This is a genomic window from Fictibacillus enclensis, from assembly GCF_001457035.1.
GTDB classification, from domain to species: domain Bacteria; phylum Bacillota; class Bacilli; order Bacillales; family Fictibacillaceae; genus Fictibacillus_C; species Fictibacillus_C enclensis.
Genome location: NZ_KQ758617.1, coordinates 576,967 through 600,218, shown reverse-complemented (window position 1 = coordinate 600,218; position 23,252 = coordinate 576,967). Strand labels below are relative to the sequence as shown.

Annotated in this window: 27 protein-coding genes, 1 pseudogene and 1 other annotated feature; of the genes and pseudogenes, 4 read left to right on the top strand and 24 right to left on the bottom strand. The window is 42.5% G+C overall.

Annotated features, from left to right (window positions below; genetic code table 11):
- Positions 1 to 31: 31 nt before the first annotated feature.
- The 7 genes from AS030_RS03165 to AS030_RS03140 form a co-directional block, all read right to left on the bottom strand.
- A complete protein-coding gene (locus AS030_RS03165; protein ID WP_061968304.1) occupies positions 32 to 1,483 on the bottom strand; it encodes a sigma-54-dependent transcriptional regulator in 1,452 nt (483 codons plus the stop codon).
- 30 nt (positions 1,484 to 1,513) lie between these two features.
- On the bottom strand, positions 1,514 to 3,145 hold the full coding sequence (locus AS030_RS03160) for an ATP-binding protein (protein WP_061971485.1): 1,632 nt from the start codon (positions 3,143 to 3,145) through the stop codon (positions 1,514 to 1,516).
- 20 nt (positions 3,146 to 3,165) lie between these two features.
- Entirely contained in the window at positions 3,166 to 4,314 is a 1,149-nt protein-coding gene (locus AS030_RS03155) for an iron-containing alcohol dehydrogenase (protein ID WP_061968302.1), read from the bottom strand.
- A 394-nt stretch (positions 4,315 to 4,708) separates the two neighbouring features.
- The gene (locus AS030_RS03150; protein WP_420889632.1) at positions 4,709 to 4,921 is read right to left on the bottom strand and encodes a DNA-directed RNA polymerase subunit alpha C-terminal domain-containing protein; all 213 of its coding nucleotides are present in this window, start codon (positions 4,919 to 4,921) and stop codon (positions 4,709 to 4,711) included.
- A gap of 110 nt (positions 4,922 to 5,031) precedes the next feature.
- Complete coding sequence (locus AS030_RS23410; RefSeq protein ID WP_156412551.1) at positions 5,032 to 5,181, bottom strand: hypothetical protein; 150 nt, start codon at positions 5,179 to 5,181, stop codon at positions 5,032 to 5,034.
- A 95-nt stretch (positions 5,182 to 5,276) separates the two neighbouring features.
- Complete coding sequence (locus tag AS030_RS03145; RefSeq protein ID WP_061968297.1) at positions 5,277 to 5,465, bottom strand: hypothetical protein; 189 nt, start codon at positions 5,463 to 5,465, stop codon at positions 5,277 to 5,279.
- Positions 5,450 to 6,208 (bottom strand): type II toxin-antitoxin system SpoIISA family toxin, encoded by a 759-nt coding sequence (locus tag AS030_RS03140; protein ID WP_061968295.1) that lies wholly within the window; start codon positions 6,206 to 6,208, stop codon positions 5,450 to 5,452. Before AS030_RS03140 ends, AS030_RS03145 begins: the two co-directional genes overlap by 16 nt.
- A 169-nt stretch (positions 6,209 to 6,377) precedes the next feature.
- On the opposite strand from AS030_RS03140, the gene AS030_RS03135 reads away from it, so the two are divergent.
- Positions 6,378 to 7,856 (top strand): flavin monoamine oxidase family protein, encoded by a 1,479-nt coding sequence (locus tag AS030_RS03135; protein ID WP_061968292.1) that lies wholly within the window; start codon positions 6,378 to 6,380, stop codon positions 7,854 to 7,856.
- On the opposite strand, the gene AS030_RS03130 is transcribed toward AS030_RS03135, so the two are convergent.
- Positions 7,853 to 8,602 (bottom strand): alpha/beta hydrolase, encoded by a 750-nt coding sequence (locus AS030_RS03130; RefSeq protein ID WP_061968289.1) that lies wholly within the window; start codon positions 8,600 to 8,602, stop codon positions 7,853 to 7,855. The genes AS030_RS03135 and AS030_RS03130 overlap by 4 nt on opposite strands.
- A 198-nt stretch (positions 8,603 to 8,800) precedes the next feature.
- Between AS030_RS03130 and AS030_RS03125 the strand changes: the two genes are divergently transcribed.
- Positions 8,801 to 10,003, top strand: a complete 1,203-nt coding sequence (locus AS030_RS03125; RefSeq protein ID WP_061971483.1) for an aminotransferase-like domain-containing protein — start codon at positions 8,801 to 8,803, stop codon at positions 10,001 to 10,003.
- 44 nt (positions 10,004 to 10,047) lie between these two features.
- Here AS030_RS03125 and AS030_RS03120 read toward each other — a convergent pair whose 3' ends face one another.
- From AS030_RS03120 to AS030_RS03070, 11 genes are all read right to left on the bottom strand, one after another.
- Positions 10,048 to 10,737: an N-acetylmuramoyl-L-alanine amidase family protein gene (locus AS030_RS03120; RefSeq protein ID WP_061968287.1), complete on the bottom strand. Its 690-nt coding sequence runs from the start codon at positions 10,735 to 10,737 to the stop codon at positions 10,048 to 10,050.
- A gap of 130 nt (positions 10,738 to 10,867) precedes the next feature.
- Positions 10,868 to 11,269 (bottom strand): DUF1801 domain-containing protein, encoded by a 402-nt coding sequence (locus AS030_RS03115; RefSeq protein ID WP_061968284.1) that lies wholly within the window; start codon positions 11,267 to 11,269, stop codon positions 10,868 to 10,870.
- A gap of 14 nt (positions 11,270 to 11,283) precedes the next feature.
- Entirely contained in the window at positions 11,284 to 11,703 is a 420-nt protein-coding gene (locus tag AS030_RS03110; protein WP_061968282.1) for a VOC family protein, read from the bottom strand.
- Between the two features lie 101 nt (positions 11,704 to 11,804).
- Positions 11,805 to 12,248, bottom strand: a complete 444-nt coding sequence (locus tag AS030_RS03105; protein ID WP_061968280.1) for a DUF5085 family protein — start codon at positions 12,246 to 12,248, stop codon at positions 11,805 to 11,807.
- Positions 12,245 to 12,715 (bottom strand): DUF5085 family protein, encoded by a 471-nt coding sequence (locus AS030_RS03100; RefSeq protein WP_061968278.1) that lies wholly within the window; start codon positions 12,713 to 12,715, stop codon positions 12,245 to 12,247. The genes AS030_RS03105 and AS030_RS03100 overlap by 4 nt, the downstream gene beginning before the upstream one ends.
- Positions 12,716 to 12,741: 26 nt before the next feature.
- The gene (locus AS030_RS03095; protein WP_061968274.1) at positions 12,742 to 13,542 is read right to left on the bottom strand and encodes a hypothetical protein; all 801 of its coding nucleotides are present in this window, start codon (positions 13,540 to 13,542) and stop codon (positions 12,742 to 12,744) included.
- Positions 13,543 to 13,569: 27 nt separating this feature from the next.
- Positions 13,570 to 14,712 carry a hypothetical protein gene (locus AS030_RS03090; protein WP_141687013.1) on the bottom strand — a complete coding sequence of 381 codons (1,143 nt, stop codon included), beginning with the start codon at positions 14,710 to 14,712 and terminating at the stop codon, positions 13,570 to 13,572.
- A 312-nt stretch (positions 14,713 to 15,024) separates the two neighbouring features.
- The gene (locus tag AS030_RS03085; protein WP_061968269.1) at positions 15,025 to 15,552 is read right to left on the bottom strand and encodes a DinB family protein; all 528 of its coding nucleotides are present in this window, start codon (positions 15,550 to 15,552) and stop codon (positions 15,025 to 15,027) included.
- A 126-nt stretch (positions 15,553 to 15,678) separates the two neighbouring features.
- Positions 15,679 to 16,881, bottom strand: coding sequence for an iron-containing alcohol dehydrogenase (locus AS030_RS03080; protein ID WP_061968266.1), 1,203 nt, complete (start codon positions 16,879 to 16,881; stop codon positions 15,679 to 15,681).
- Positions 16,882 to 16,987: 106 nt separating this feature from the next.
- Complete coding sequence (locus AS030_RS03075; protein ID WP_061968263.1) at positions 16,988 to 17,368, bottom strand: hypothetical protein; 381 nt, start codon at positions 17,366 to 17,368, stop codon at positions 16,988 to 16,990.
- 106 nt (positions 17,369 to 17,474) lie between these two features.
- Positions 17,475 to 17,945, bottom strand: coding sequence for a DinB family protein (locus AS030_RS03070; RefSeq protein ID WP_061968260.1), 471 nt, complete (start codon positions 17,943 to 17,945; stop codon positions 17,475 to 17,477).
- Positions 17,946 to 18,124: 179 nt separating this feature from the next.
- Here AS030_RS03070 and AS030_RS03065 point away from each other — a divergent pair, with 179 nt between their 5' ends.
- Positions 18,125 to 18,439, top strand: coding sequence for a hypothetical protein (locus tag AS030_RS03065; protein WP_338082294.1), 315 nt, complete (start codon positions 18,125 to 18,127; stop codon positions 18,437 to 18,439).
- Positions 18,440 to 18,497: 58 nt separating this feature from the next.
- On the opposite strand, the gene AS030_RS03060 is transcribed toward AS030_RS03065, so the two are convergent.
- The 5 genes and pseudogenes from AS030_RS03060 to AS030_RS03045 all read right to left on the bottom strand — a co-directional run bounded on the left by AS030_RS03060 (position 18,498) and on the right by AS030_RS03045 (position 21,401).
- Entirely contained in the window at positions 18,498 to 19,103 is a 606-nt protein-coding gene (locus AS030_RS03060; protein ID WP_061968255.1) for a dihydrofolate reductase family protein, read from the bottom strand.
- A 191-nt stretch (positions 19,104 to 19,294) separates the two neighbouring features.
- Positions 19,295 to 19,486, bottom strand: a pseudogene (locus AS030_RS22845) (phosphorylase family protein); the annotation flags it as partial.
- 32 nt (positions 19,487 to 19,518) lie between these two features.
- Complete coding sequence (locus AS030_RS03055) at positions 19,519 to 19,767, bottom strand: hypothetical protein (RefSeq protein WP_061968252.1); 249 nt, start codon at positions 19,765 to 19,767, stop codon at positions 19,519 to 19,521.
- A gap of 170 nt (positions 19,768 to 19,937) precedes the next feature.
- Positions 19,938 to 20,360, bottom strand: coding sequence for a GNAT family N-acetyltransferase (locus AS030_RS03050; protein WP_240482196.1), 423 nt, complete (start codon positions 20,358 to 20,360; stop codon positions 19,938 to 19,940).
- Positions 20,361 to 20,393: 33 nt separating this feature from the next.
- Positions 20,394 to 21,401: an STAS domain-containing protein gene (locus tag AS030_RS03045; protein ID WP_061968250.1), complete on the bottom strand. Its 1,008-nt coding sequence runs from the start codon at positions 21,399 to 21,401 to the stop codon at positions 20,394 to 20,396.
- Between the two features lie 154 nt (positions 21,402 to 21,555).
- Positions 21,556 to 21,787: a binding site (T-box leader), on the top strand.
- A gap of 75 nt (positions 21,788 to 21,862) precedes the next feature.
- On the opposite strand from AS030_RS03045, the gene AS030_RS03040 reads away from it, so the two are divergent.
- Positions 21,863 to 23,227 carry an amino acid permease gene (locus tag AS030_RS03040; RefSeq protein WP_061968247.1) on the top strand — a complete coding sequence of 455 codons (1,365 nt, stop codon included), beginning with the start codon at positions 21,863 to 21,865 and terminating at the stop codon, positions 23,225 to 23,227.
- Positions 23,228 to 23,252: the final 25 nt, after the last annotated feature.

Sequence of the window (23,252 nt, the reverse complement as noted above, 5' to 3'; positions counted from 1 at the left end):
CATAAAGGAGGCAAAGCTCAAAGAGAACGAGCTAGCCTCCCTTTTTTTCGTTTAAAAAATAACGCAGCTGACGAGTCGTGATTTCTAACCGTTCCGCCGCTTCCTTTCGATTTCCCATCGTTTCTTTCAGCATCTTTGTAACAAATGCCCTGCCGATACGAACTTCCAACTCTTTCACTTGTTGAATAATTTCATCAAGCCCTACGTCCTGTTCAGCTGCCCATAATTGATGTATATGTTTGACCCAGTCCTCGAGGTAAAATTGCAGATCCTTTTCTGATTTCCCTAAGGCAGGAATAATGGAGGCGCGAGAACTAGTCCTATCATAGGTGGCAGCTCTTAGTTTATCCGGTAGATATTCGGATGAAATCATCCGGGTTTCTCCTTCAGCCAAAGCGGTTGCACGTTTTACAACGTTCACAAGCTCTCGTATATTTCCTGGCCATTGATAGTGCTGTAATAGATTTACCGCCTCTTCTGAAAAAGAGAGCTGGGATTGCTGTTTTTCAAGAAAATAGGTTAATAGTTCCGGAATGTCTTGTTTACGGTCACGAAGAGGAGGAATAGTCAGTTTTACAACCTCCAGTCGATAGAGCAGGTCTTCTCTGAACATTTTTTGTTCCACGGCCCCAGCTAGATCCACGTGAGATGCAGCCACTATTCGTGTGTTCGTTCTCCTGACAGCTTCATCACCAACTCTCATATACTCTCCTGATTCAAGCACTCGCAGCAGCTTTACTTGGGTAGATAAAGAGGCTTCTGCAATCTCATCCAAAAATATTGTTCCTTTATTGGCAATTTCAAATATTCCCTTTCGTTCTTTTATGGCTCCGGTAAATGCCCCTTTCTCATGGCCAAAAAGCTCACTCTCCAACAGAGATTCTGAAAGCGAACCGCAATTCACTGCAAGAAAGGGATTGTCGGATCTTAAACTGGCTTGATGAACAAAATGAGCAAGCACCTCTTTACCTGTTCCTGTCTCTCCCTCAATCAGCACATTGATATTTTTCTTTGCAATTTTATAAGCAAGCATAATCAAATGCCGCATTTCCTTGCCGGAGCCAATAACCAATCCTGTTTGTTTTGCAATTCTATGTATTTCACTGTCATTGACCGTCTGGTTATGATGAAGCAGGCGATCAATTAAAGACTCCAATTCATCAATATCTTCAAACGGCTTTTCAATGTAATCATTTGCCCCCAATTTAATAGCATCCACTGCGGTTTTGATCGTACTATAACCAGTCATTACAATGGACTTGCACCCGGGACATGTTTTCTTGAGCTGTTTAAGAATATCGAGACCATTGGCATCAGGCAGTCGAATATCCAGCAGAGCCAAATCATAGACCCGCTCCCTGATTAAATGGTAAAAATCTTTACCGCTCCCTCCAAGGGAAACAGTGTAACCTTTACTGGATAACAAATACGATAAAAAATGCCCTACTTCCGGTTCATCATCAATGATTAAAATATTAATCATGCTATCCCCGCCTTAGCCCTCAATTCAAATCTATTCATCCATTATTGCAGGCAAGAAAAGAGTAAATGTACTCCCCCGCCCCATTTCGCTTTTGACCTCAATCGTTCCACCATGAGCCTGGGCAATTCCCAGGCTCACAGATAAACCAAGGCCTGTGCCTTTCCCTTCCTTTTTTGTGGTGATAAAGGGATGGAAAATCTCCTGGATCTGTTTATCACTGATTCCTATCCCGTTGTCAGTAACGGACAGGCAAATCCACTCTTTTCCCTTTACCAGACAGGAGGCTGTAGATATGGTAACCTTTTTATTTTTTTCGCTTCTGTTCTCAAGCGCATCCTTTGCATTTAGTAATAAATTGATCATTATCTGGCCGATTTGCTTCTGATTTCCGTTGATTTTGGGAAGCGGTGATTGTTTTACTACCTCCACTCTTACATTTTGCTTCTCAATCTGGTACACAATTAAGCTTAAATATTGATCAATCACCTCGTTAAGGGAACATTCCTCAAAAAAATATTCATCCTGTCTCGAGAATGTTAACAAATTTTGAATAATACTCTTGCTCCTTTTTCCACAGTTCACGATGTCGGTTAACAGCCGGTATGAAGGTTCATCTTTATTCGCTGTTCTTAACAACAATTGTGAATTCCCCAGGATAGCGGTTAACGGATTGTTCAGTTCGTGGGCAACACCTGCCGCTAACTCCCCGATTGCTGCAAGCTTGCCGGATTGTACAAGCTGGGCTTCCATTTTCCGTTTTGCAGAAACATTTCGTAAATATAAGATCAACCCATACATTTGTTTTTTTTCATTTAGCACCGGAGAAATAGTGGTTTCAAATATTTGTCCGTCTGCTCGTCGAATTTCTTGCAGTGCAGCCTTTTTCTTTTGAAGACAATCCTCCATCAGGGCTTCTATTTCATTATGATTGAGAAAACGTCGAATGTTTCTCCCCGTTTCCTCTGCATCTTTTAATTGTAAATAGTCTTTGGCAGATGCATTGACCTTCAAAATTTCACCCTTTAAGTTAAGCACGAAAATCAAATCAGTCACTGCTGAAAACGTATCTTCCCATTCTTTTTTGGCGTTTAATACCTCGTTGTAAAGTCTGGCGTTTTCCAGACAGACCGAAAAATGATCGGAAAGCTGCTGAAGAAAAGAACCATCTGACTTATCATATTCGATGATCCCCTTGCTTCCAATGCCAAGAACTCCAATCACCGTCCCTTTGCTGTACAGAGGGAAAACCAACATACTTTTTAATGACTGACCCGAAGCTGAAATGGTTTCAGTCTCTTCCTCAAAGGTATGGTACAGCATTTTACCGCTATCCAATGCTCTTCCATAAATCGATCGATCATGAAGCTGATGATTCATTGCGTCATGTTCGTTTGGATAAAAATTTGTTAATACGAGTGTTTCACCCTGACAAATGGACAAGCTGATCGAATCAAATTCATACATGGTTTTCAATTTATCCAGTATGTTTTTTAGCATCTCATCCATCGGCATTTCCACATTCAAGCTTTTCATCATATCATTAATAATTTCTAGCTGAAGATTTTTCTTCTGCATCTTCATGACTGTTTTTTTCAATTCGGTGTAGTAATTACGCTTTGAGGATTGAACACCCGTAAGCTGTTCGATTAATTGATGCCGCATGGACAATTTTTCCAACCCCCTTACAAGGCTTGTCGATAAAGCTGAATGACATCTTCTATTTTAATATCACGAGGATTGGTTATCATGCATGCATCTTCCAATGCGACCTGGCTCATTTCAGAAATCCCCTCATCAGTAAGTCCCATTTCCGATAGCCGCTGTGGTGCTCCGATATCCAGGGATAATTGTTTAATATAATCAATAGCTTTTTTTCCTGCCTCTATATTTGACAGGCTCTGAACGCTTTCTCCGCACAATTCAGCAATCGTGCTGAATTTTTTCGGTACAGCAAGAAAGTTGAACTCCATGACATGCGGCAGCAATACGGCATTTACCTCACCATGAAGCAATGGAAACCGGCCTCCAATGGCATGTGACATGGCATGCACGGCTCCCAATATGGCGTTCGAAAAAGCCAATCCTGCCTGTAAGGAAGCCATCGCCATATGATACTTGGATTCCATATTAATTTTCGAAGCAACGGATGGACGGAGATGTTCTGCCACAAGCTGTATCGCATTTTTGGCCTGTACATCTGTCAAAGGTGTGGCTGCTATACTTACATAGGCTTCTATCGCATGGGTTAATACATCCAATCCGGTTGAAGCGGTCAATTGAGGACTTTTGGTCGTCAGTGTTTGAGGATCAACAATCGCAATATCCGGAACTAATGATTTCGATACAATGGTCATTTTCTTTTTATTTTTTGAGTCAACGATAACAGAGAACTGGGAGACTTCAGAGCCCGAACCAGCCGTGGTGGCGATCATAACCATTGGCGGCAATGGTTCATTGATTTTATCCACACCTTCATAATCATGAATACTTCCGCCATTTGTCACCAGGATGGCGATTGCTTTTGCTGTATCAATCGCGCTCCCTCCCCCTACGCCAATGACAGCATCACACTCATGGGCAATATACTGTTCTTTCCCCTTTTCAACCTCGAAGTCTTTTGGATTGGTCGTAATATCATAAAACGTAGCAAAGAGCAGCCCTGCCTTTTTGCAGTTTTCAATCACATTCTCGAGCCACCCCTCATTCATAACACCCCGATCGCTTACGATCAGCACTTTTTTAGCTCCCAGCCGAAGACAGCTTTCTCCAACCTGATCCCTTGAACCATGACCAAAAATAACTTCCGGCATAACAAATTTATTGATGTTCATTCGGCGCTCCTTTTCCATGGCAATATTTATGCTGATAATAGATATTTCAATAAATAACAGAATTATCTTTTAATTAGACATACCATAGAAAATCGGCTTCCTCAACACCTTTCTCTCGAAAAACATGTATTACGTCTCATGGTATTGAGAATAAAGAGGGCTAGTCTTGCGGTTCGACACGATTTAGTTGCGGTTGACAAGGAATAGTTGCATATCAAATCATTTTCATTTTCCGAAAATCAAAAAAGCACTGCTGGACCTGCCAGCAGTACTTTTTTTCCGGTAACCGGCTTATTGTTAATAGCGATTCAGGCCTTGAGCGGCCAAACGAATGGCTCTCTGATGTGCCCTCATTTTAGGGAATTGTAAAAAGAAGGTGCATCCGGTCATCATTCTATTCGGAAAAATTGAGCCCCTGTTTTTCGAGTGCTTCTTTTAATTGGTTCATTGCTTTTGGACCCATCCCATGAAGCTTGGATACTTTTTCTTCGCTATGCTTCGAAAGTTCTTGATAACTGGTAATGCCGGCACCGGCTAAAGCGCGCTGTGCCGGTTTGGCCATTTTCGGAGGAAATTGCTCCTCAATTGTCTGCGCCAACTTCCTCACCCCCTCTCGAATGTATACTTTCGTACACTTTTCGCTAATTCTTTCTCCATTCCTGCAGTATCTCCAAACACACAAAAAAAAGAAAGGGAGCCCCTTTCTTTCTTGCTTTATTATTTACCGGTGAAAAAAGTCCACCGCTTTTTCCGAAGTTCATTTAAAAACGTTACGATGGAATGATTCTCTTCCTTTAACGCTTTTTCAAAATGGGACAAGGTCGGTTTGGGACCTTGAATCCGGGACACAAACCGTTTGCTTTTCACAAACTTCCCTCCAGCTTCATGGATGTTTGCTTTAGTATATGCAATCCAATTGGAGATTCATACAAAAAAGCAGCGGAAATATCCGCTGCCCAAGTCTATCTATGCTTGAAAGTACCGCGCCGCTGCCCTTTTTGTATAATCCGTTCGTTCTCCTCCATCACCTGCAAGGTGTGATGGCTGATTCCTACTTTCGGGAACTCAATTCTCGGTTTCAGTGTGACTCCCTTACGATCGCTTTTCAGCGAAACCGGCTGGCTGCCCAACACATCTAATCCTCTTGCCATGCCTCCTCACTCCTTTCCAGTGCCTGTACTAAAATATCATACGTGGCGAGCAGGATGCCCATCAAGGAACAATCTACATCGCTGACTTTTGCTGTTGAAGAAATACGAATCACATAGGTTTCATCTTCAATATTAAATGGATAAAACGCAAAGTTATCTTCTTTATTGTAGTAGGCTTCCGCCCGTGATAATGTCGATTGAATCAAGCTGGCGTTCGAATACATCGCCAGAGCTTCGTTTTTTTCCTGAGGTGTTGTAAACGGCAGGATCGTAAAACTATGCCCTTCTTTTTCAACATACGCCTCAAGAACGAGTTTCAGTCCGTATAAATAATTTTCCTTACTTCCATAATACGCCGTGATTCCTTCCGTTTTCAAGATATACAGCGCATTATTTACTTTGGCCCGCAAATCGTCGAGCAGCATCTGGTTGTTTTCCACGGATTTTGTAATTCTTGCTAGTTCATTATTCCCGATTTTCTTTAAGTACAAACTCAGGAAAATGAAGGCATCAATCAGCACAAACACCATCAGTACCACCAGATAGTGATCCCAATTGGTAAAGATGCTGTGCGGATTCCCCGTCCAGTAGATCAGGGCGCCAAATATGTACAGCACATACCATAATTTCCGGATTGCATCCAACTTCTGCTCGGCCCGTTCCTCATCCCGCCAATAAAAGATAAGATAAGCCCCAATTCCTACAAATACAACCCAAACGACCACCCGAAAAAACCAGATCAACGCGTCTCCCTCCTGTCCCCTGCTGTCTACCTTAAATTCCATTACAAACGGGAAGAATCCTGCTAAAAAAGCATTCTTGTGACGAATGTCTCATATTGAGTGGATAATAAAATATATTAGTAATGGAATTTGACTCTTTCGTGAAAAAACAAGAACGGGGAGGACTCCTATGCCTTCAAGCCGATTGCTCCAATTGCCTACGGAGCAAATGCTTTCCATTATACGGAATGGCCTTGGTTTATCACAGGTTCAAAAGAAAATAATTATCGTAGGAGCCGGCATGTCCGGTCTTGTCTCAGCCTCGTTATTAAAGCAGGCGGGACATGATGTAACCGTACTGGAAGCGACAGAAAGAGTAGGCGGCCGTGTCTATACCATGAGAAGCCCTTTTATGGACGATTTGTATTTGGATGTTGGGGCTATGCGTATCCCGCAAAACCACTACTTAGTACTGGAGTATATAAAGAAGTTCAATTTAAAAGCAAACAAATTTCTGAATGCTACTTCAAATGACCTCATTTACGCAAATGGAATAAAAACCAATCAAAAAGAGTATCAGCGGAATCCCGATATTCTCCATTACCATGTACAACCCCATGAACGAGGAAAATCCGCTGAACAGCTATTAATGATGGCTATCAAACCAGTCGCCGATTTCATTAGGAAAAACCCCCTTGAGAATTGGAACAAAGTCGTAAGAGACTTTGATAAATACCCAATGTCTTTTTTCCTCCGCTATAACCCTGTTGGTCCAAGTCTTTCCCCCGGTGCGATTGAAAGTATTAAAGTCTTGGTTGGACTGGAGGGCTTTCCCGAGTTATCGTTCCCAGCAATTTTAAGAGAGCTTCTCCCCCTATTTAGCCCGGATATCCAGTTTTATGAAGTTGAAGGAGGAAATGACCGTCTTCCCAAATCATTTTTGCCCTTCTTAAAAGAGAACCTGCACTTTGGATACCAAATGACAAAAATTGTTCAGCACAACGGGCAGGTAACCATTCACTCCAGACACACAAAAAGTCAGCGGCCACTCACCGTCACAGGCGATCTCGCCATTATTACAATCCCCTTCTCGCTGCTTTCTTTTGTGGAAATCGAACCGAGAAGTTCAATTTCCCATAATAAGTGGAAGGCCATAAGGGAACTGCACTATGTGGCTTCCACAAAGATTGGTCTCCAATTTAAAAGGCGTTTTTGGGAAAAGGAAGGTATTGCGGGAGGAAAATTGATGACAGACCTTCCCATTCGATTTGCATACTATCCAAGTCATCTTATTGGAACTTCCGGATCTGGAATTATACTGGCCAGCTACACATGGGAGGATGATACTCTATCCTGGGATAACCTTCCTGAAGGTGATCGGATAAGAAATGCTCTGGATAATCTGGCCACAGTACATGGAAAATACATTTATGATGATTTTTTAACCGGGGCTTCGCACAGTTGGTCCCAATATCAGTTTTCAGGTGGAGCCTTTTCAATGTTCAAGCCTTCACAGGAGACCGAATTATTCCCCTTCATTCCTACACCGGAAGGGAGAGTGCATTTCGCTGGTGAGCATACTTCAACGGCACCTGCCTGGATTGAAGGAGCGATTCAATCAGGGATACGCGTTGCATACGAGGTAACGAATCTTCCAAGATCTTGCTAATTCCCACTCCATTCCAATCCTTCCAGGAACTGCAGCACCTCATTATGAAGCTTTCCTCTGTCAGGGCCTCTTGTTACAAGATGCGGAGAATTTTCATACCAAACAAGGGATTTATGTTGTGTGGAAACTTCGTCATAAATAATCTGCGCACTCTCTTGGTTGGTGGGATGGTCTTTCCCAGATTGCACCACCAGCACCGGACAGTAAATCCGGTCAAGGCGCGGACCGACCTCTTCAATCACGGCTTGCAATGACTTGACCGCCTCATCCGACTGCGGCTTTAGCTCTTCCCATTCCGCTTCTATTTGCTCAGCTGGTTTTCGAAAAATCTTTTTATATCTTTTGGTAAAAGAACTGACATGCAGGCCAAGATCCTCCGTACTCTTGGGTTTGACAGGAGCACACATGGATACTAATCCTTTTACTGGATAAGTATAGGCTGTCTTTATGGCGAACACACCGCCGAGAGAAAGTCCGATCACGGCGATTTCTTCATATCCCTTTTCTTTTAACGATTGATAACCTTCTTCTACGCTTTTCCACCATTGTTCAGCCGTTGTGGTCACCAGTCGTTCAGGCGTATCGCCATGCCCTTCATACAACGGTCCAAGACATGTATAACCCTTATCATTCAGATAGCGTCCCAGCTCCCGTATATCCACCGTATTCCCGGTAAATCCGTGCAGAAGCAGGACTGCCCGTTTCCCTCCTTCAAAGAAAAAAGGCTTTGCTGGTACTATTTTCATCCTGATGCCTCCGATCATTTTAACTCTAATTACTGTATCACAAGACCATAAATCGAAAAAGAAACGGCCCAAAACCCTTCCGCAAATGTATTTTATTAGAAAATTCACACAAAATTTAGAACTATTTTCAGAATTGTCATTGACATTCGCTATAGAAGGAGTAAAATGTTCATTAAAACTTTAACCGAGGTGTCCGTTTTGAAGTACGCATTTGCCCATCGAATTTATTCATTACAATCTTCAGCTGTCAGAGATATTTTAAAAGTTGTCAATCAGGAAGGTGTCATTTCGTTCGCAGGCGGTTTGCCTGATGATCAGTTGTTTCCTGCAGAAGCCATCGAAGAAGCATTTTCCAAAGTATTCGCTTCCGGAAAACATGCTTTACAATATAGTGAAACTGAAGGATATTTGCCCCTTCGTGAAGTCATTCTTGAACGTATGTCGCGAAAAGGCATTACAAATTACACAACCAAAGACATTATGCTGACAACTGGCTCCCAGCAGGTTATCGATCTTTTTTCCCGCGTGATGTTGAATCCGGGGGATGTCATTTTAACAGAAGATCCCACCTACCTTGCTGCCCTTCAGGTGTTCAAATCTTATGAAGCAAGAGTAATTGGTGTTGCCTCTGATGAAGATGGCATGATTCCGGATGACCTGCAAGCCAAAATTAAAGAATACAAACCAAAATGTATTTACGTGGTTCCGACCTTCTCCAATCCGGCCGGAAAGGTTTGGTCATTGGAACGCCGAAAAATGCTGCTTCAGGAAGCGCACCGACATAACATTATTGTTCTTGAAGATGATCCGTATGGCGATCTTCAATTTAATCGTGAGGAAACATACACTCCTCTCGCAGCACTTGATGACGGAAGCTGTGTTCTGTATACAAGCACGTTTTCCAAGACGGCTGTTCCAGCCCTCCGCACCGGGTGGGTTGCAGGTCCGTTCCAGATTGTCCGCATGATGTCTCAAGCCAAACAGGCAAATGACCTTCATTCCAATTCATTGTCTCAGCAGGCCCTGTACCATTTCTGCACAGGCTTTGATATGGATGGGCACATCAATCGGCTGATCGCAGAATACGAAAAACGGATGAATGCCATGCACAACTGTTTGAAGAATGCCAATCTTCCTGGACTCAAACTGAACAAACCAAAAGGAGGCATGTTCTTTTGGCTGGAGCTAGATGAGCATATTAACACGACTGAACTATTGTCAGAAGCTGTTTCCCGCGGTGTCGCATATGTACCAGGCGAACCGTTCTTCGCTTCCTTGCCAAAAACCAACGCGATGCGCTTGAATTTCAGCCATCCAACCATTGAACAAATCGAGAGCGGCATCACTATTCTGACTGATTTGTTTAAGGAATCACTAGAGAAAAACGCAGTTTTATCATAAAAAAAGAAGGAACCTCTCTTTTTTAAAAGGAGGTTCCTTTTCTATTATTTCACCCGCAGGCTTTGTCCAACATAAATCGTATACTTCTTATCCAGATCGTTCCACTTCTTAATTTGATTAATCGTCGATTTGAACGTTTTACTAAGAGAATACACCGTATCCCCCGGAGCAACAGTATGATAAACCGCTGTGGGCTTCCTTTTCAGGTTAAAATTTTTTACCAGCCCATCTACATGGCCGCGTGCAATGCTGGTAAGAAATGAAGCAGATTTTAACTTGTCCGCATCTGCATCTGTATCTATAAAACCGTTTTCCGTTAAAACGGCCGGCATGTTTGATTCTCTCAGCATATGAAAGTTAGCAGTTTTTTTTCCACGGTCCCTAAAGTCCACCAATTCAAGAACAGCATCATGAATATTGTTCCGGTAGGTTGTTGTGGGCGCTGTGGTACCAGGGTAAATATAGCTCTCAAAGCCTGTCCCGCCCCCAGCGTTAATGTGAACGGACAATAAATAATCAGCGCCCCATCGGTTAGCTGCATCCGTTCTGTCCTTCAATGATACAAACTCATCCGTCGTCCTGCTCATCATGACATCAACACCGTTGTACTCTGTAAGGAGAATATTTTTGATCCTCGTGGCAATTTGCAAGGTAATGTTCTTCTCCCGTAAGCCGTTTCCTGTGGCTCCTGAATCACTGCCCCCATGCCCCGGATCGATAAATATTTTTACCATCTACCAAACACTCCTTGTTGTAAAAAAACTTGAGACAAGAGAATACTCTTATTCTCTCTATCATTATATGCAGTAATTTAGTAGAGGTTATATCTTTTGGTTTACGTAAACAGCATTTTGCAAATTCGTGTCAGGATTCCTGAAGCCAAGTCTGGATGACATCCCCCAGTTTCTCGCCCTTAGCCTCTACATCATTCATATCGTAAAATTTAACCATCGCGCGGTCATCGGCGAGCCATTCCAACAATCCCGTTTTATCCTTGACAAGGAGTCTCATGCTTTTGGGTTCTTTACTATTAGCCCCGCAATGAAAGATCAGACGAAAGAATCCCTTTCCATGCAAATTAAACGTCAGGCAATCCTCCCCCCGAAAGCAATAGCTGGGAGCATTCCATTTGATTTGTTCGTTTAACTCAGGGTGCGTATCCTGTATAATTTCCCGAACACGTTGAATTTCCTGTTTGAGCGGATGATCCAATACTTGCATAAACGTCAGTACTTCTTCCTGACCAGACTTCTTCTTGGTTACCATCGTCCTTCTCCTCCTTATTCTCCCTCCCAGGCCGGATTGTAAACGACTTCCCATAAATGGCCATCAGGGTCTTGAAAGTGGCCGGAATACCCGCCCCAGAACGCCTCATGTGCTCGATCAGAAATAACGGCTCCCGCCCGTTCGGCTTCCTCCATCACCTGATCCACTTCATCCTTGCTGCTGACATTGTGCCCGAGTGTAAAATTGCCTGAACTCGAAACAGACTTGGGAACCTTTGCCTCGTGAGCCAAATCCTTGCGGTGCCATAGCGCAAGCTTCAAACCGGATTCCAGATCAAAAAAAGCGACAGCCCCATGCTCAAATTCAGTACCTATGATGCCCTCTGTCTTAAAGCCCAAACCATCACGATAGAATGTCACTGCTCTTGCTAAATCATCCACACCTAACGTTATAACCGTAATTCTAGGTTTCATGGCAAATCCCTCCTTACATACTTGTTAAATAAAAGAAACTCTGATCCTTTTTTTGTTAAAAAGATCAGAGTTGATGAAAAAATTAATTTTTGTTTTTTCTATTATTCACTAAACACCGAAACCTTAACATCTACATATTGAATGGATTCATCCCCACCAAAAACATGATAGATGGGTGATGCCAGATTTAAATCGTTGTCAACGATATACTGAAGCAGCTCTGCGTAAACAAATTCAGTCAGAGCTTCATAGTTTCCTGTAAACCGCTTCATAAGCATTTCATCCACATAATAATAACTTCTATATTTCAAAGACTCAGTAGACGGAATCTTGTCTTCATGAACAGGCATGAACAATTCAATGTACATGTCTTCATCTTTTGGAATGTTTTTCAAAGCATAGAACATGGGTCCTTTAATCGTTAAATTTGCATCTCCAATCTCAGAAATGAAGTCTTCGATCACCTGTTCCATCTCACTGTAATGGAAAAAGTATTCTTTGGAGATGACATTGGTATAGGCAATGCTTTGATCCACAGCAATCATCGGACAGGTTCTCCCACTTCTACAACTTCTACAATCGGCGCATACACATCAAGCCACGTTTCTCCGAAAACATCCAGACATACATGATAAAAGATAGGATCCAAGGTAATTTGATTCTGTTTTGCGGTTTCTTGAATGAACTGATAGGCTTCTTCAATTCCCCCATCCTCATCTGTAAAACGGACACATAAGGCTTCTTCAATCACTAAAATATCAATATATTCATATGCTGAACCTTTCTCCAATTCAACGCGGTCATTAACTGGAACACTGTATGTAAACTCTCCGGATGCCGGGTCATTGTCCAACGGTTTAAATTGGAAAAGAACCGGTCCCACTGGATAGATGCCATTATTTACAACCTGACTTCTTAGGGCGATTGCAGGCAAAAGCCAGTCTTCTTTTTTCACCACTTGCGTAATGCTAACCAAGTTTAGCATGGATAAAGATTTATATTGTACTTTCAACCCTATCTCTCCTCTCCTTTTTCAAACTAGCTCATTTTTTTCTTCTTTTTGTTTGCATTGCGATCATACTTTTTCAGTCGTTTTCTTTTCTCACGATCATAATCATGCCAAGAAATATTAAAGGAAGGAAATTTATATTTGCAGTAAGCCAATAATTGAAACTCCGCCGCTCCAATGGCAACAGCATAAAGAATAACTGACAAAATAAAGTAAAAGAAAATTTTATCCAATGAGCTTTCACCAAACAGATGCACTGTCAGCAAAATTAGTAAAACGACAACATAAATAACAGAACCGAGCATCGTGAAAATAATGGTCTTATCAAAGAAAAATCCTGAAGAGTCTTCCCCATTGAATTTACCATGCTCAGCTTGTTTAAAGATACTTACCGTACAAAGAATATGCGCTAAAACAGCTCCGGCTATTAGCAGACCCACATAGGTTAAAGTAAGACTGTCATTTGGATAGTCAAAAGCTTTTTTAATAATGACAGAAACAAATCCAATGGTGCCCAGTTGAAAAGCATAGAACAAAGTTAAAACGGAAAGTGACTTTTGATATTTTATAAACATCTTAGGTTTTGTAAAAATAAACAATAACCCAATTTGCAGAACATAAAATACTACCTCTAGAGAAACAACTACCTTTTCAAAAGTACTCGGAAAGGCTGACCATCCAAATTTAATTAAACCAAATATTATAAAAAACATTACAATACTACACCAAATCATCGTTCCGAACATAAACGCCACACTATTATCAGGACTTAACCTGTTTTTGGCAGTCTGTTTAAAATCAGTTAATTTTTCTTCTGTTATATTCCACATTGTCTTGTTATCTCCACCTTACCAAGATCACCAAAATATCGATCCAATTTTATGTGTTACACCTTTAACCAACTTTTTTGCACCACTAACCGCACTTTCCCCATGAAACAAAGAAGTTTTAGTATTTAACAATGTGGAAGCAGCAATACCTACACCAGCACCGACTACTGTTCCAAGCGGTGGAAGAAATAAAGAACCTACAGCAGCCCCAGCTCCAGCTGAAGCAGCAATTGCCCCTAAGTCAACAGCTGAATCCGTTACAATGTCAGCTGCATCATGAGCTTGCCAGCCATCCTTCTGTGCCTCTACCACATTGTTGCCAATGGATAAGGCTGATCCTACTACTCCTAAACCTTTAACTACCTTTCCTACCTTGCCCACCTCTTTAAATGTATCCTTCCACTTCGTTGGATTTATTGTTTTTATACTGTCTGCATAAGAAGACTTAAAACCTTTAACTCCTTGCTTTCCTAAAGCTTTAACAAGTCCTTTTTTTTCATAATCAGTTTTAAACTCTTGATGTGCTTGAAAATCCGGCAATTTATAGATCGATGTCTTTGCCTTTTTTATTTGTGATTTGGTCGTCTTCAAGTCATCAAATTTGAAACCATTCTTTATATATTTGAATAAAGCATCATCATCTTTATTTAGTTTTAGCATTCTAGAAATAGCTACAATGTCTTTGGTATTCTTTGCAGATAACGTATATGCTCCACGACCTTTTCGGCCAGCGGGGTCAAAAATAGCCTTAAAATCATATTTCCATTTAAGATATTGGCTAATGGACAAGGCCGTAGTAATTCTGCCATATTTAATCCCTTTACTTACGCTTGTAACCCCTTGTCTTACTCCAGCAAATACAGTACCACTCAAGAAAGCGGTAAAACTGTCAGCGTTAAACAGCTTCTGGTCCGCTTCTCGAAACTTGGTTTCCGTGCGCTTTACAACTTCTTCCGCTCCAGTTAATAGAGACCCGTAATGATCGAGCTGCTGAATCAGACTGTTGTAGAGGGGATTGATGGCGGACAGATTAATTCTGCCTCCGTGGCTTTGCATAGAATAATAGTTCATTTGCAGATTCGATTTGATAGCCTTGCTCTTCGCTTCCAGCTTTTTTACATCCGAAGCGAGCGCTTTTAGTTCGTCTGGTACGACGTTTACACGACTCATTCCTTCTCCTGCCTTTCTACTCTCTATTCTAAAAAAGAAGTAGGACTCCATATACTGGACTTTCCTCCTAAATAGCCCACTTCCTTTTTACCCTTCTACCTTGCCTTAAAACCAATTCGTGCCAAATTTTAGATAATTCAGATGAAAAAGGTCCTACTCACACCATGATAGGTTAAAACAAAGGGTTTACCACTCATCAAAATTACTCTCCTATTAAACTTACCAACTATTTTACAAAAGTAATTACCTGGTGTACACAGTAAAATCTGCCTCCTTTTTCCACAGGAGGCAGATTTTAATTTCTTGCTTAGGTTATACCGGACTCACAAAGTCGGCATTCTTCGTATAAAGGTACAGTCCATAATCCTGCATAACGGATGTATTTCCCGTTTGCCGGATCATAGCCGCCACATGTCCGCGATGATAGTTTCCATGAGTGGAAATATGATAGATGGTTTCCATTGGGGTGGTATCCAACTGTCCCGCATATGGATTATCCACCGCGAATACTTTTTCCATGTCATGGTGATCGATATAATCCTTATACTCTTCTGCCAGGTTTTTGTACCGTTTCTCCATTTCGAGCAGTGTTTCTGCTTCAGCCTCTTTTCTCAATGTGTCCGAAGCAGCCAACCCCTCTTGCATATCCACCCCCTGCATGATTTTCAACCACAAATTGTCGGTTAAATACATATGTACCATAACAGTTGAAAGAGACGGAAAGATGCTTTGCCTCATTTCCCTTTTGAATAAATCCTCTGGAAGTTCCCGCAGCTTTTCAAAGATTCTGGCGTTCGCCCAAGCATGATAATCATACATTTCACGTGCATGATTCTTCATCCTATCAAACCTCCCCTTGCTTTGATCACTCCTAACTCTTTATCTATTCCAGAAAAACCTGTCATATTCCTTTTTCAAATAGAGGTTTAGTGACTATTGCTAATTTTCATAGTCCACTTAAGAACCTTAAGATTGCATCATAGAAGAAATGGTACTGAAATCGTAATCATAACACACACGATATAAATCGATGATTTCTTCGTGCGTCGGTACCCGTGGGTTGTTTCCCGGGCTTCCGCTGTCAAGCGCATCGGTGGCCATTTTGGAGACGACTTGTTCGAACGCTTCCTGATCCACTCCCCAGCTCTTCAGGTTGGGAATTTGAAGATCGGCGCACAGCTTTTTGATTTCTTCAATGGCGAAATCCGCGAGCTCCTCTTTATCCTGCTTGCCCAGTCCTGGCTTGATGATTTGGGCAATGGCTGCCAGTTGATCCACCGCATCGCGCTTGCTAAACTCCAGGACAGCCGGTAACAGCATGGCATTGGAGACGCCATGAGGTACATGAAACAAAGCACCAATAGGCCGTGACATGCCGTGTACAAGGGTAACCGAAGCATTGGAAAAGGCAAGCCCCGCCTTCATTGCCGCCAATGCCATTTTCTCCTTGGCATCCATATTCTCAGGATGATGGTAAGCGGTACGCAAATTTGCGGTAATTAAGGCTATTGCAGAACGGGCAAAATCATCCGTGAGCGGCTGGCTCTTTTTTGAAATGAACGCTTCCATCGCGTGGCAAAGGGCATCGATTCCGGTGGCAGCGGTTACATTCTTGGGTGTAGAAAGTGTAAGAAATGGATCGACGATCGCGGTACACGGCAGAAAGTTGGGATCCTTGATCATCATCTTAATATCATCTTTTGTATTGGTAATCACTGTGACGTCGGTTACTTCCGACCCAGTTCCAGCGGTGGTAGGAATGGCGATAAACGGAAGCGGTTTTTGTGAAATTTTTCTGGCTCCTCCTCTGTAATCCCCGATATATCCACCGTTTGCGGCCACAACGGCAACCGCTTTTCCGGTATCCATACAGCTGCCTCCGCCGATGGCAACAATGACATCACACTTTTCTTCAAGGCAAAAGGCAAGGGCTTCTTTTACATGCAGATCGGTCGGTTCTGTATTCACATCCAGGTAAGAAACAAAGGGAAGACCTTGCTTTTCAATTAATTCCTCGCACTTTCTTACATGGCCAATCTTCTCCATCACCCGGTCACTGATCAATAACACCTTTGTGCCCAGTCCGGACGCTTCCTGTCCCAATTTATCCAGGGCATCCCGACCATAATACAAGGCATTGGGCATTCGAAATTCTGCAAATTTCTTCATGCTCTTCCTCCTTTCAATTTTTCTACTTAATTATTCTTGCAAGAACCGAGCCACCTTTGAAAACCCTTTCAAAAGGTGGCAGAGCATCGAAATGGATGCTCCGCCTTTACTTTTCTCCTTTTTTCAAAAACATCATATCCCAAAACACAATGCCGAGTGCTGTTCCAACCGGCACTCCCAGACGGGAAACGTCAAAGGGATCCGGTCGTTGAAGCACCATGTTCAACACACAACAACCGAGACTAAAAGAAGAAGCAAGCACGAGAAACTTCAGCAGCCTCCTCGCCCATTGGTTAAGTGTCAGGCTTTTCAGATTCAAAAGGATTTTAATAATAAAATATATACAGGAGAGAAACAGAAGCAGCAGGAAGCCGATAACAAAAGTAAAGGAAAACGTGCTATCCAAGCCTTTATTCGCAAATAAAAACGTGCCGATTAACCCAATAAAAAATAGACTGTAATAGATGATTCCTGCAATGTTCTTCATGGTTCTCCTGTCCTATTCCCTCATGATAAATGGTTTCCATAGCAACTATACGGCGATAGACAGGAATAAGCAATCTTTTTACTAGATTAAAATTATTAACGAATTATTAACGACGGGACGGCCAGGAACCCTGCATCTTTCTGATTAGAAGAATCTGTCCCGTATGGTAAGCATCATGCAGCATGATGTCCAGCAGCTTCGCCTCAAGCGAATCTTGACCTAGATCCTCAACCGGCGTTTCACTAAGTACACGCCGTAACCCTTGTTGAGCACGTTCGGCACGCTCCACAACATTCTTCCATTGTTGATCGTCACTGGAAGGTTCGGTAAGCAAGAACGTTTCTTCCCCATCAAGGTTGTGTGTCCATTCACGTCCCTCCATTTTTGCAGCCGTCCTCTCTTTATAATAAATGAGATGATTGACGTTCTCCCAAATGGATTTCGTTGCTTCACCAGGCGGCCTCCACCTCGCTTGCTCAGCCGTTATTCCGTTAATCGCATCCTTAAACGGGGCATACCAGCTCTCTTTGTCGTACGTGGTATCCAAAACATTTAATAGTAGATCCATACGGTTCAAAACTATCTCCTCCTTTGATTATCTTACCTTCCGTTTTGTGCAAATCTTACTTTCTCGATGAACAAACTGAACACCTGCTTGTTTCTGTAAAAAATTCACCCCCATAAACGACCTGTATATTACCAATTATTTATAGAGTACATATGTGGGGTTGTAAGACACGGACAAAAGGAGGCTCAATGATGGACGACTATGTAAAAGATGCGTTGCAGGAATGGAAAGAAGAGCTGCAGGGCCAAAAGAAAGACATTGATGAAGAATATGAAAAAGTAAAGACGGAACTCCAGCTCTATTCCTATAAATTCGGTATTACCAAACAAGTTCTTCAGTCGACGATCAATGAAGAAATGATTAAAAATATTAAAGCCACCTATCAGGAGCCTTTCGAAGAGAAATACAATGAACTCAAGGCTCAGTTAAAAAAGCTGGAAGATAAACGCAATGTCTACAATATGTTTGTTGAAAAAATTGAACAGACGAATCCCGCAAAATAACAAAGAAAACTCGCCTGTAGGCGAGTTTTCTTTGTTCATATACAGTCCTTTTAAAGGCCTACCCCATATTGCTGAAGGTCGGTTTTCCCGCAACCTTGTAGCGTAATAGAACGGACCCGCTTGAGAACGTTCTGGATTCAAGCAATTGAAGGGCGGCTGGAATCGTCCCGGAATCGAAGAACCGTTTTCCTTTTCCAAGCAATACCGGAAACTGCCAGATGTTCATGCGGTCAATCAGCTCATGACGCAGCAATGTCTGGAGCAGGTCGCTGCTGCCGGCGACGTGCACTTCTGAATACCTCTCCTTCAGCAATGGCACACTTGTGGCCACATCTCCATCAAGCAGATTTGAGTTGTTCCAATCGACGCTCGTTAATGTTCGAGATGCGACATATTTAGGCTTCTCATTAAACAGCTTGGTGAACGGGTTGGTGTCCGGAGCCTGCTGCCAGTAAGGCGCAAAGATTTCGTACGTTTTGCGGCCAATCAGCAGCGCGTCAAGCCTCGCATAATCAGCCGCGATCAGTTTTCCGGCCTCAGCATTGACATACGGTGCCTGCCAACCTCCATAGCCAAACCCTCCCTCGCGATCTTCATCAATTCCTCCCGGGGATTGAATAACCCCATCCAACGTCATGAACATATGCACAACCAGTTTTCCCATGTTCCTTTTCATCCTTTCCAAATAACTTAGGAATGTAAAAAAACGTTTTTAGGGTTATCATTTCAACGGCCAAAGTATAATTCCTTGTCTCCACTAAACTCCTCCGCATAAATAAGAAAGGCATATGGCTGCTCATACGAAAAATGACGTGTTCCAATTAACAAGTCATTTCTTTAGGCATTTATTTTGTTTTAACGGCTGGCTTTAATGTATTTCTTCACCACTTCGCACACATATTCCTGACAAGCAGCAGCTGTATCCGGGCTGTATTTTCCGCCATTTACCTTATTGTTGGAAAGAACACGAATTCCGAGAAACGGAGCATCGTAAGCCTTTGCAATCTGAGCAGATGATGCCCCTTCCATCTCCTCAACCGAAGTTCCGGTCGGAGCAAAGGAATAACAAAAATAAAATGTCAGGGCTTGCTCTCCCTGACATTTTTATGAATTTCTTTTTGGATCGCTTCACATACCTGGTTAATATTCGTGAAGGATTTTCTTTTGTAGTCCCTGTGGTAAAGCATCTCATACCTCATCTGATCAGCAGCATAATAAATGGTCATCCAGGATTCCGACTTGTAGCGAATCGTGTACGTAATACGCGACCGAACGAGCTGGCTATTTTTTAAATCCAGCAACTTCGCTTTCATTTCTATCAAATTCAATTGGACCACCTCCAAATATTACAAATTTCGATTTATAATATTTAAATAGTGAAAATATCCCCCTTTTTACAATAACATATAATAAATGGCAATTAATGTGTCAAAAGTCCTCTTTTCAGCATAAAAAAAAGGAGCACTGGCCGGTACCAATCCTCCTGTTATTCTCGAATTTACAGCTTCTTCACCATATAATATTGCTTTTGATCCGGACCTGGATATCCGTCAACGATTCCGACAACCTCAAACCCGTACTTCTGGTAAAAACCAGGCGCCTGAAAACTCAGGGTATTCAGCTGGATTTGACGGCAGTTATGTTCGCGTGCCACGTCTTCCGCCCGTTTTAACAGTTCTTCACCGTATCTCTTGCCTCTCAAAGACTCATCCAGCCATAGAAAATCTACATACAGCTGGCGCCAGGCAATTTTTCCGGTGATTCCGCCCCAAATGTTTCCCTCCTCATCTCTCACCATGAAGCTGACGTTTATAACAGGATGCTTGAGGTCGTCTGGTACGTTGGCCAAATTAAATTCAATAAGTTTGCTTCGAATATACTCGCTATCTTTTTGATTCCATTGCTGTGTAATGTTCAACATTATATCCCCTTCAATTACTCTAGTAACCATGATTTACTTTTTTACCAGCGCATAGCCATTTTGTTTAACGGCATACTCCACACCCTTCTGAAGACTCGAAAAGCTTTGAATTTCATTCAGATTGATCGCTGATTTCACAATCTGGATCGTGACATCCCGAGAGATGCCGACCAGGTAGCCGTCCGCCCCAAGAAGTTTAATGGCCTGTATAACTTGCAGGATGCCTTCCAGGATATGACCATCAACATTCTTGAGTCCTGTCATGTCGATCAATACAAAGCGGGCTTTTTGCCTCATGAGTTCATACAATGTTTTTTCGATCAAATCTGCCAGGCGCTCTTCATTGAACTTTCCGATCAAAGGGATGACAAGAATGTCATTCAAAACAGGAATAACAGGAGTCGACAGTTCCTTGATCATGGAGGACAATTCTTCTGTACGGCTACTCACCAAATTCTCCAGTTCTTTAATGCTTTCCCTTTCCTTCCTTCTTGCCAGATCATGAATGTTGTCCGTCACCGTAAAATCGGATGGGAAAATTTCAATCTCATCCACCTGCTTCCCATCCAAAACCGCACTGCTTTTTACCTTGTACCACATATCCCGCTCGAAGATTCCCGAAAAGATACCAGCCCAATGGCTGGGCAATAACACACCTTTGTTCCCTTTAAAAATACGATGCTCCCAACTGTTTGTCAGCCGGACAACAGCTGTTTGATCCTCAAGAGAAAGATGGATAACCTCAAAATTTCCCCAGCCAGCATTCCTGTAAATATTGTTGTATCCGGCAGAAAGATGCTCAATTCCCCTTCTCCCGCTGTAGTACGATGTAACCAGGCTGCCCATTCGGTATCCTGTGGTCTCATAAACCGTTCGAGAGACATCTTTGCCAGATACTTCTTCAATCGTTTTTAAAAACAGTTCAATCGCAGAATCCCAGAATAGCAGGGAAGGAGCTCCATCAAACGTCAGAAGCCCATTTTCCTGATTCCATACAAATTCATTGTTGTTCACTTGAATGCTAACACCGGGTTTCGTCATAAAATAGTCTCCTGTGGGAAATAAGTTATACTTTCATTGTACCCAAATAGACCCAATATTCCAATTTTTCTGAATTTTATTTTTCAAAAAACTAGGTTGACAGGTTTAGCATAGAGCGGTTATGATATTTACCATTATCCTAAACAACGTACTTTTAAACGCAATGAACGGGAGCAGTAAAAGTGATGAAGTAGAGGCAGAGAGCTGCGGGTTGGTGGAACGCAGACTATGAATCCTTTGAACTCGCCCGGGAGCAGCAGGACAGAAAGAATCTATTCTTATGTTTTGACGACTAACCTTCGTTATCAGGTTTTCAAGCAGGATTCTGTTTTTTTAGAATCAACAAGAGTGGTACCGCGGTCAGCCCAAGGCTTATCGTCTCTTTTCTCAGTCCATGAGAAAGAGATGGTAAGCCTTTTTTAATGGTTAGGATTCAGATTGCAGAGGGAGAGGTTAGGAAGATGGAAAAACACACCAAGAGTTTGCAGCGCACCATGACTTCGCGCCATATTATGATGATGGCATTGGGCGGCAGCATCGGAGCAGGATTATTTAAAGGCAGCAGTGCAGCCATTGATACGGCTGGCCCCGCTGTGGTATTGGCTTATTTAATCGGAGGCATTATTCTATTATTCATTATGCAGGGACTGGCTGAAATGGCGGTACAAAACAGCGGAGCCCGTACGTTTCGTGATCTCGTTCAATCGGTGCTGGGCGTATTTCCGGCCTACTTTTTAGATTGGGTCTATTGGAAAATGTGGGTACTGAATATTGCGGCTGAAGCGGTCGTAGCAGCAATTTTCCTTCAGTATTGGTTCTCAGAAACACCGATTTGGGTACTCGCTCTCTTGGTTTCGGTGGCCGTTACAGTCGTCAATTTGCTATCCGTTAAGATCTTTGCGGAAACCGAATACTGGCTTGCTTTGATCAAGATCAGCGTCATTGTCATCTTTATCCTTGCCGGAATTCTGTTATTGTTTGCATCCTTTGGTCACCACGTCGCACCTTCCTTCTCCAACTTAACCGGACAAGGCGGATTCTTTCCAAATGGATCGACAGGTTTGATCACCGCCATGCTCGTCGTCATTTACTCATATGGCGGAACGGAGATCATCGGTGTGACCCTGGCCGAAACGAAAAATCCGGAAAAGGTTGTACCTAAAGCGGTACGCAGCACGTTGACCCGCATTATTGCCTTTTATATTTTTCCTTTCTTTATCATTGTGGGTTTGATTCCATGGGACAAGGTAAACGGAGTGAACGAAAGTCCGTTTGTCATGGTATTTCAATTGATCGGGATCCCGGGAGCCGACCATGTCATGAACGCTGTCATCCTGCTTGCGATCATTTCTTCAATGAACTCAGGGCTTTATGGTTCCTCCCGTGTTCTTTATACTCAGGCTGTTGATGGGCGGGTGCCTAAGATTTTCGCACAGCTGTCATCGAAAAAGGTTCCTGTGTATTCCATCTTGATGTGTACGGCTTCCCTGTATGCCGGTGTTTTGATTTCAATTTTTGCCGGCAGCCAGACCTTCAACTACTTAATGGGATCCCTTGGTTATACGGTGCTGTTCATCTGGCTGATCATCGCCTTTGCTCACCTCAAGTCTCGAAAAGGTACAGAGAAGCTTTCAGGCTATTATGTAAAATGGTTTCCATATACCACATGGGTGGCGATTATTGCCCTATTGGCGATTCTAGTCGGAATCATTATGACAACGTCACTTATCATTACAGGCGTGACACTCGGGATTTATCTTTTGATTTCCTTGACCTATGTAATAAGAAGAGATACTCTTTCTTCCGTACAACGGATAGGGGCTTAACAGCAGTGAAAAAACGTCCTCGGTT

Coding starts and splice junctions, on each gene's coding strand:
- AS030_RS03165 (WP_061968304.1), bottom strand. CDS start 1,483: ATGATTAATATTTTAATCATTGATGATGAACCGGAAGTAGGGCATTTT.
- AS030_RS03160 (WP_061971485.1), bottom strand. CDS start 3,145: ATGCGGCATCAATTAATCGAACAGCTTACGGGTGTTCAATCCTCAAAG.
- AS030_RS03155 (WP_061968302.1), bottom strand. CDS start 4,314: ATGAACATCAATAAATTTGTTATGCCGGAAGTTATTTTTGGTCATGGT.
- AS030_RS03145 (WP_061968297.1), bottom strand. CDS start 5,465: ATGGCAAGAGGATTAGATGTGTTGGGCAGCCAGCCGGTTTCGCTGAAA.
- AS030_RS03135 (WP_061968292.1), top strand. CDS start 6,378: ATGCCTTCAAGCCGATTGCTCCAATTGCCTACGGAGCAAATGCTTTCC.
- AS030_RS03130 (WP_061968289.1), bottom strand. CDS start 8,602: ATGAAAATAGTACCAGCAAAGCCTTTTTTCTTTGAAGGAGGGAAACGG.
- AS030_RS03120 (WP_061968287.1), bottom strand. CDS start 10,737: ATGGTAAAAATATTTATCGATCCGGGGCATGGGGGCAGTGATTCAGGA.
- AS030_RS03115 (WP_061968284.1), bottom strand. CDS start 11,269: ATGGTAACCAAGAAGAAGTCTGGTCAGGAAGAAGTACTGACGTTTATG.
- AS030_RS03110 (WP_061968282.1), bottom strand. CDS start 11,703: ATGAAACCTAGAATTACGGTTATAACGTTAGGTGTGGATGATTTAGCA.
- AS030_RS03105 (WP_061968280.1), bottom strand. CDS start 12,248: ATGATTGCTGTGGATCAAAGCATTGCCTATACCAATGTCATCTCCAAA.
- AS030_RS03095 (WP_061968274.1), bottom strand. CDS start 13,542: ATGTGGAATATAACAGAAGAAAAATTAACTGATTTTAAACAGACTGCC.
- AS030_RS03090 (WP_141687013.1), bottom strand. CDS start 14,712: ATGAGTCGTGTAAACGTCGTACCAGACGAACTAAAAGCGCTCGCTTCG.
- AS030_RS03085 (WP_061968269.1), bottom strand. CDS start 15,552: ATGAAGAATCATGCACGTGAAATGTATGATTATCATGCTTGGGCGAAC.
- AS030_RS03080 (WP_061968266.1), bottom strand. CDS start 16,881: ATGAAGAAATTTGCAGAATTTCGAATGCCCAATGCCTTGTATTATGGT.
- AS030_RS03075 (WP_061968263.1), bottom strand. CDS start 17,368: ATGAAGAACATTGCAGGAATCATCTATTACAGTCTATTTTTTATTGGG.
- AS030_RS03065 (WP_338082294.1), top strand. CDS start 18,125: ATGATGGACGACTATGTAAAAGATGCGTTGCAGGAATGGAAAGAAGAG.
- AS030_RS03060 (WP_061968255.1), bottom strand. CDS start 19,103: ATGGGAAAACTGGTTGTGCATATGTTCATGACGTTGGATGGGGTTATT.
- AS030_RS03050 (WP_240482196.1), bottom strand. CDS start 20,360: ATGTTGAACATTACACAGCAATGGAATCAAAAAGATAGCGAGTATATT.
- AS030_RS03045 (WP_061968250.1), bottom strand. CDS start 21,401: ATGACGAAACCCGGTGTTAGCATTCAAGTGAACAACAATGAATTTGTA.
- AS030_RS03040 (WP_061968247.1), top strand. CDS start 21,863: ATGGAAAAACACACCAAGAGTTTGCAGCGCACCATGACTTCGCGCCAT.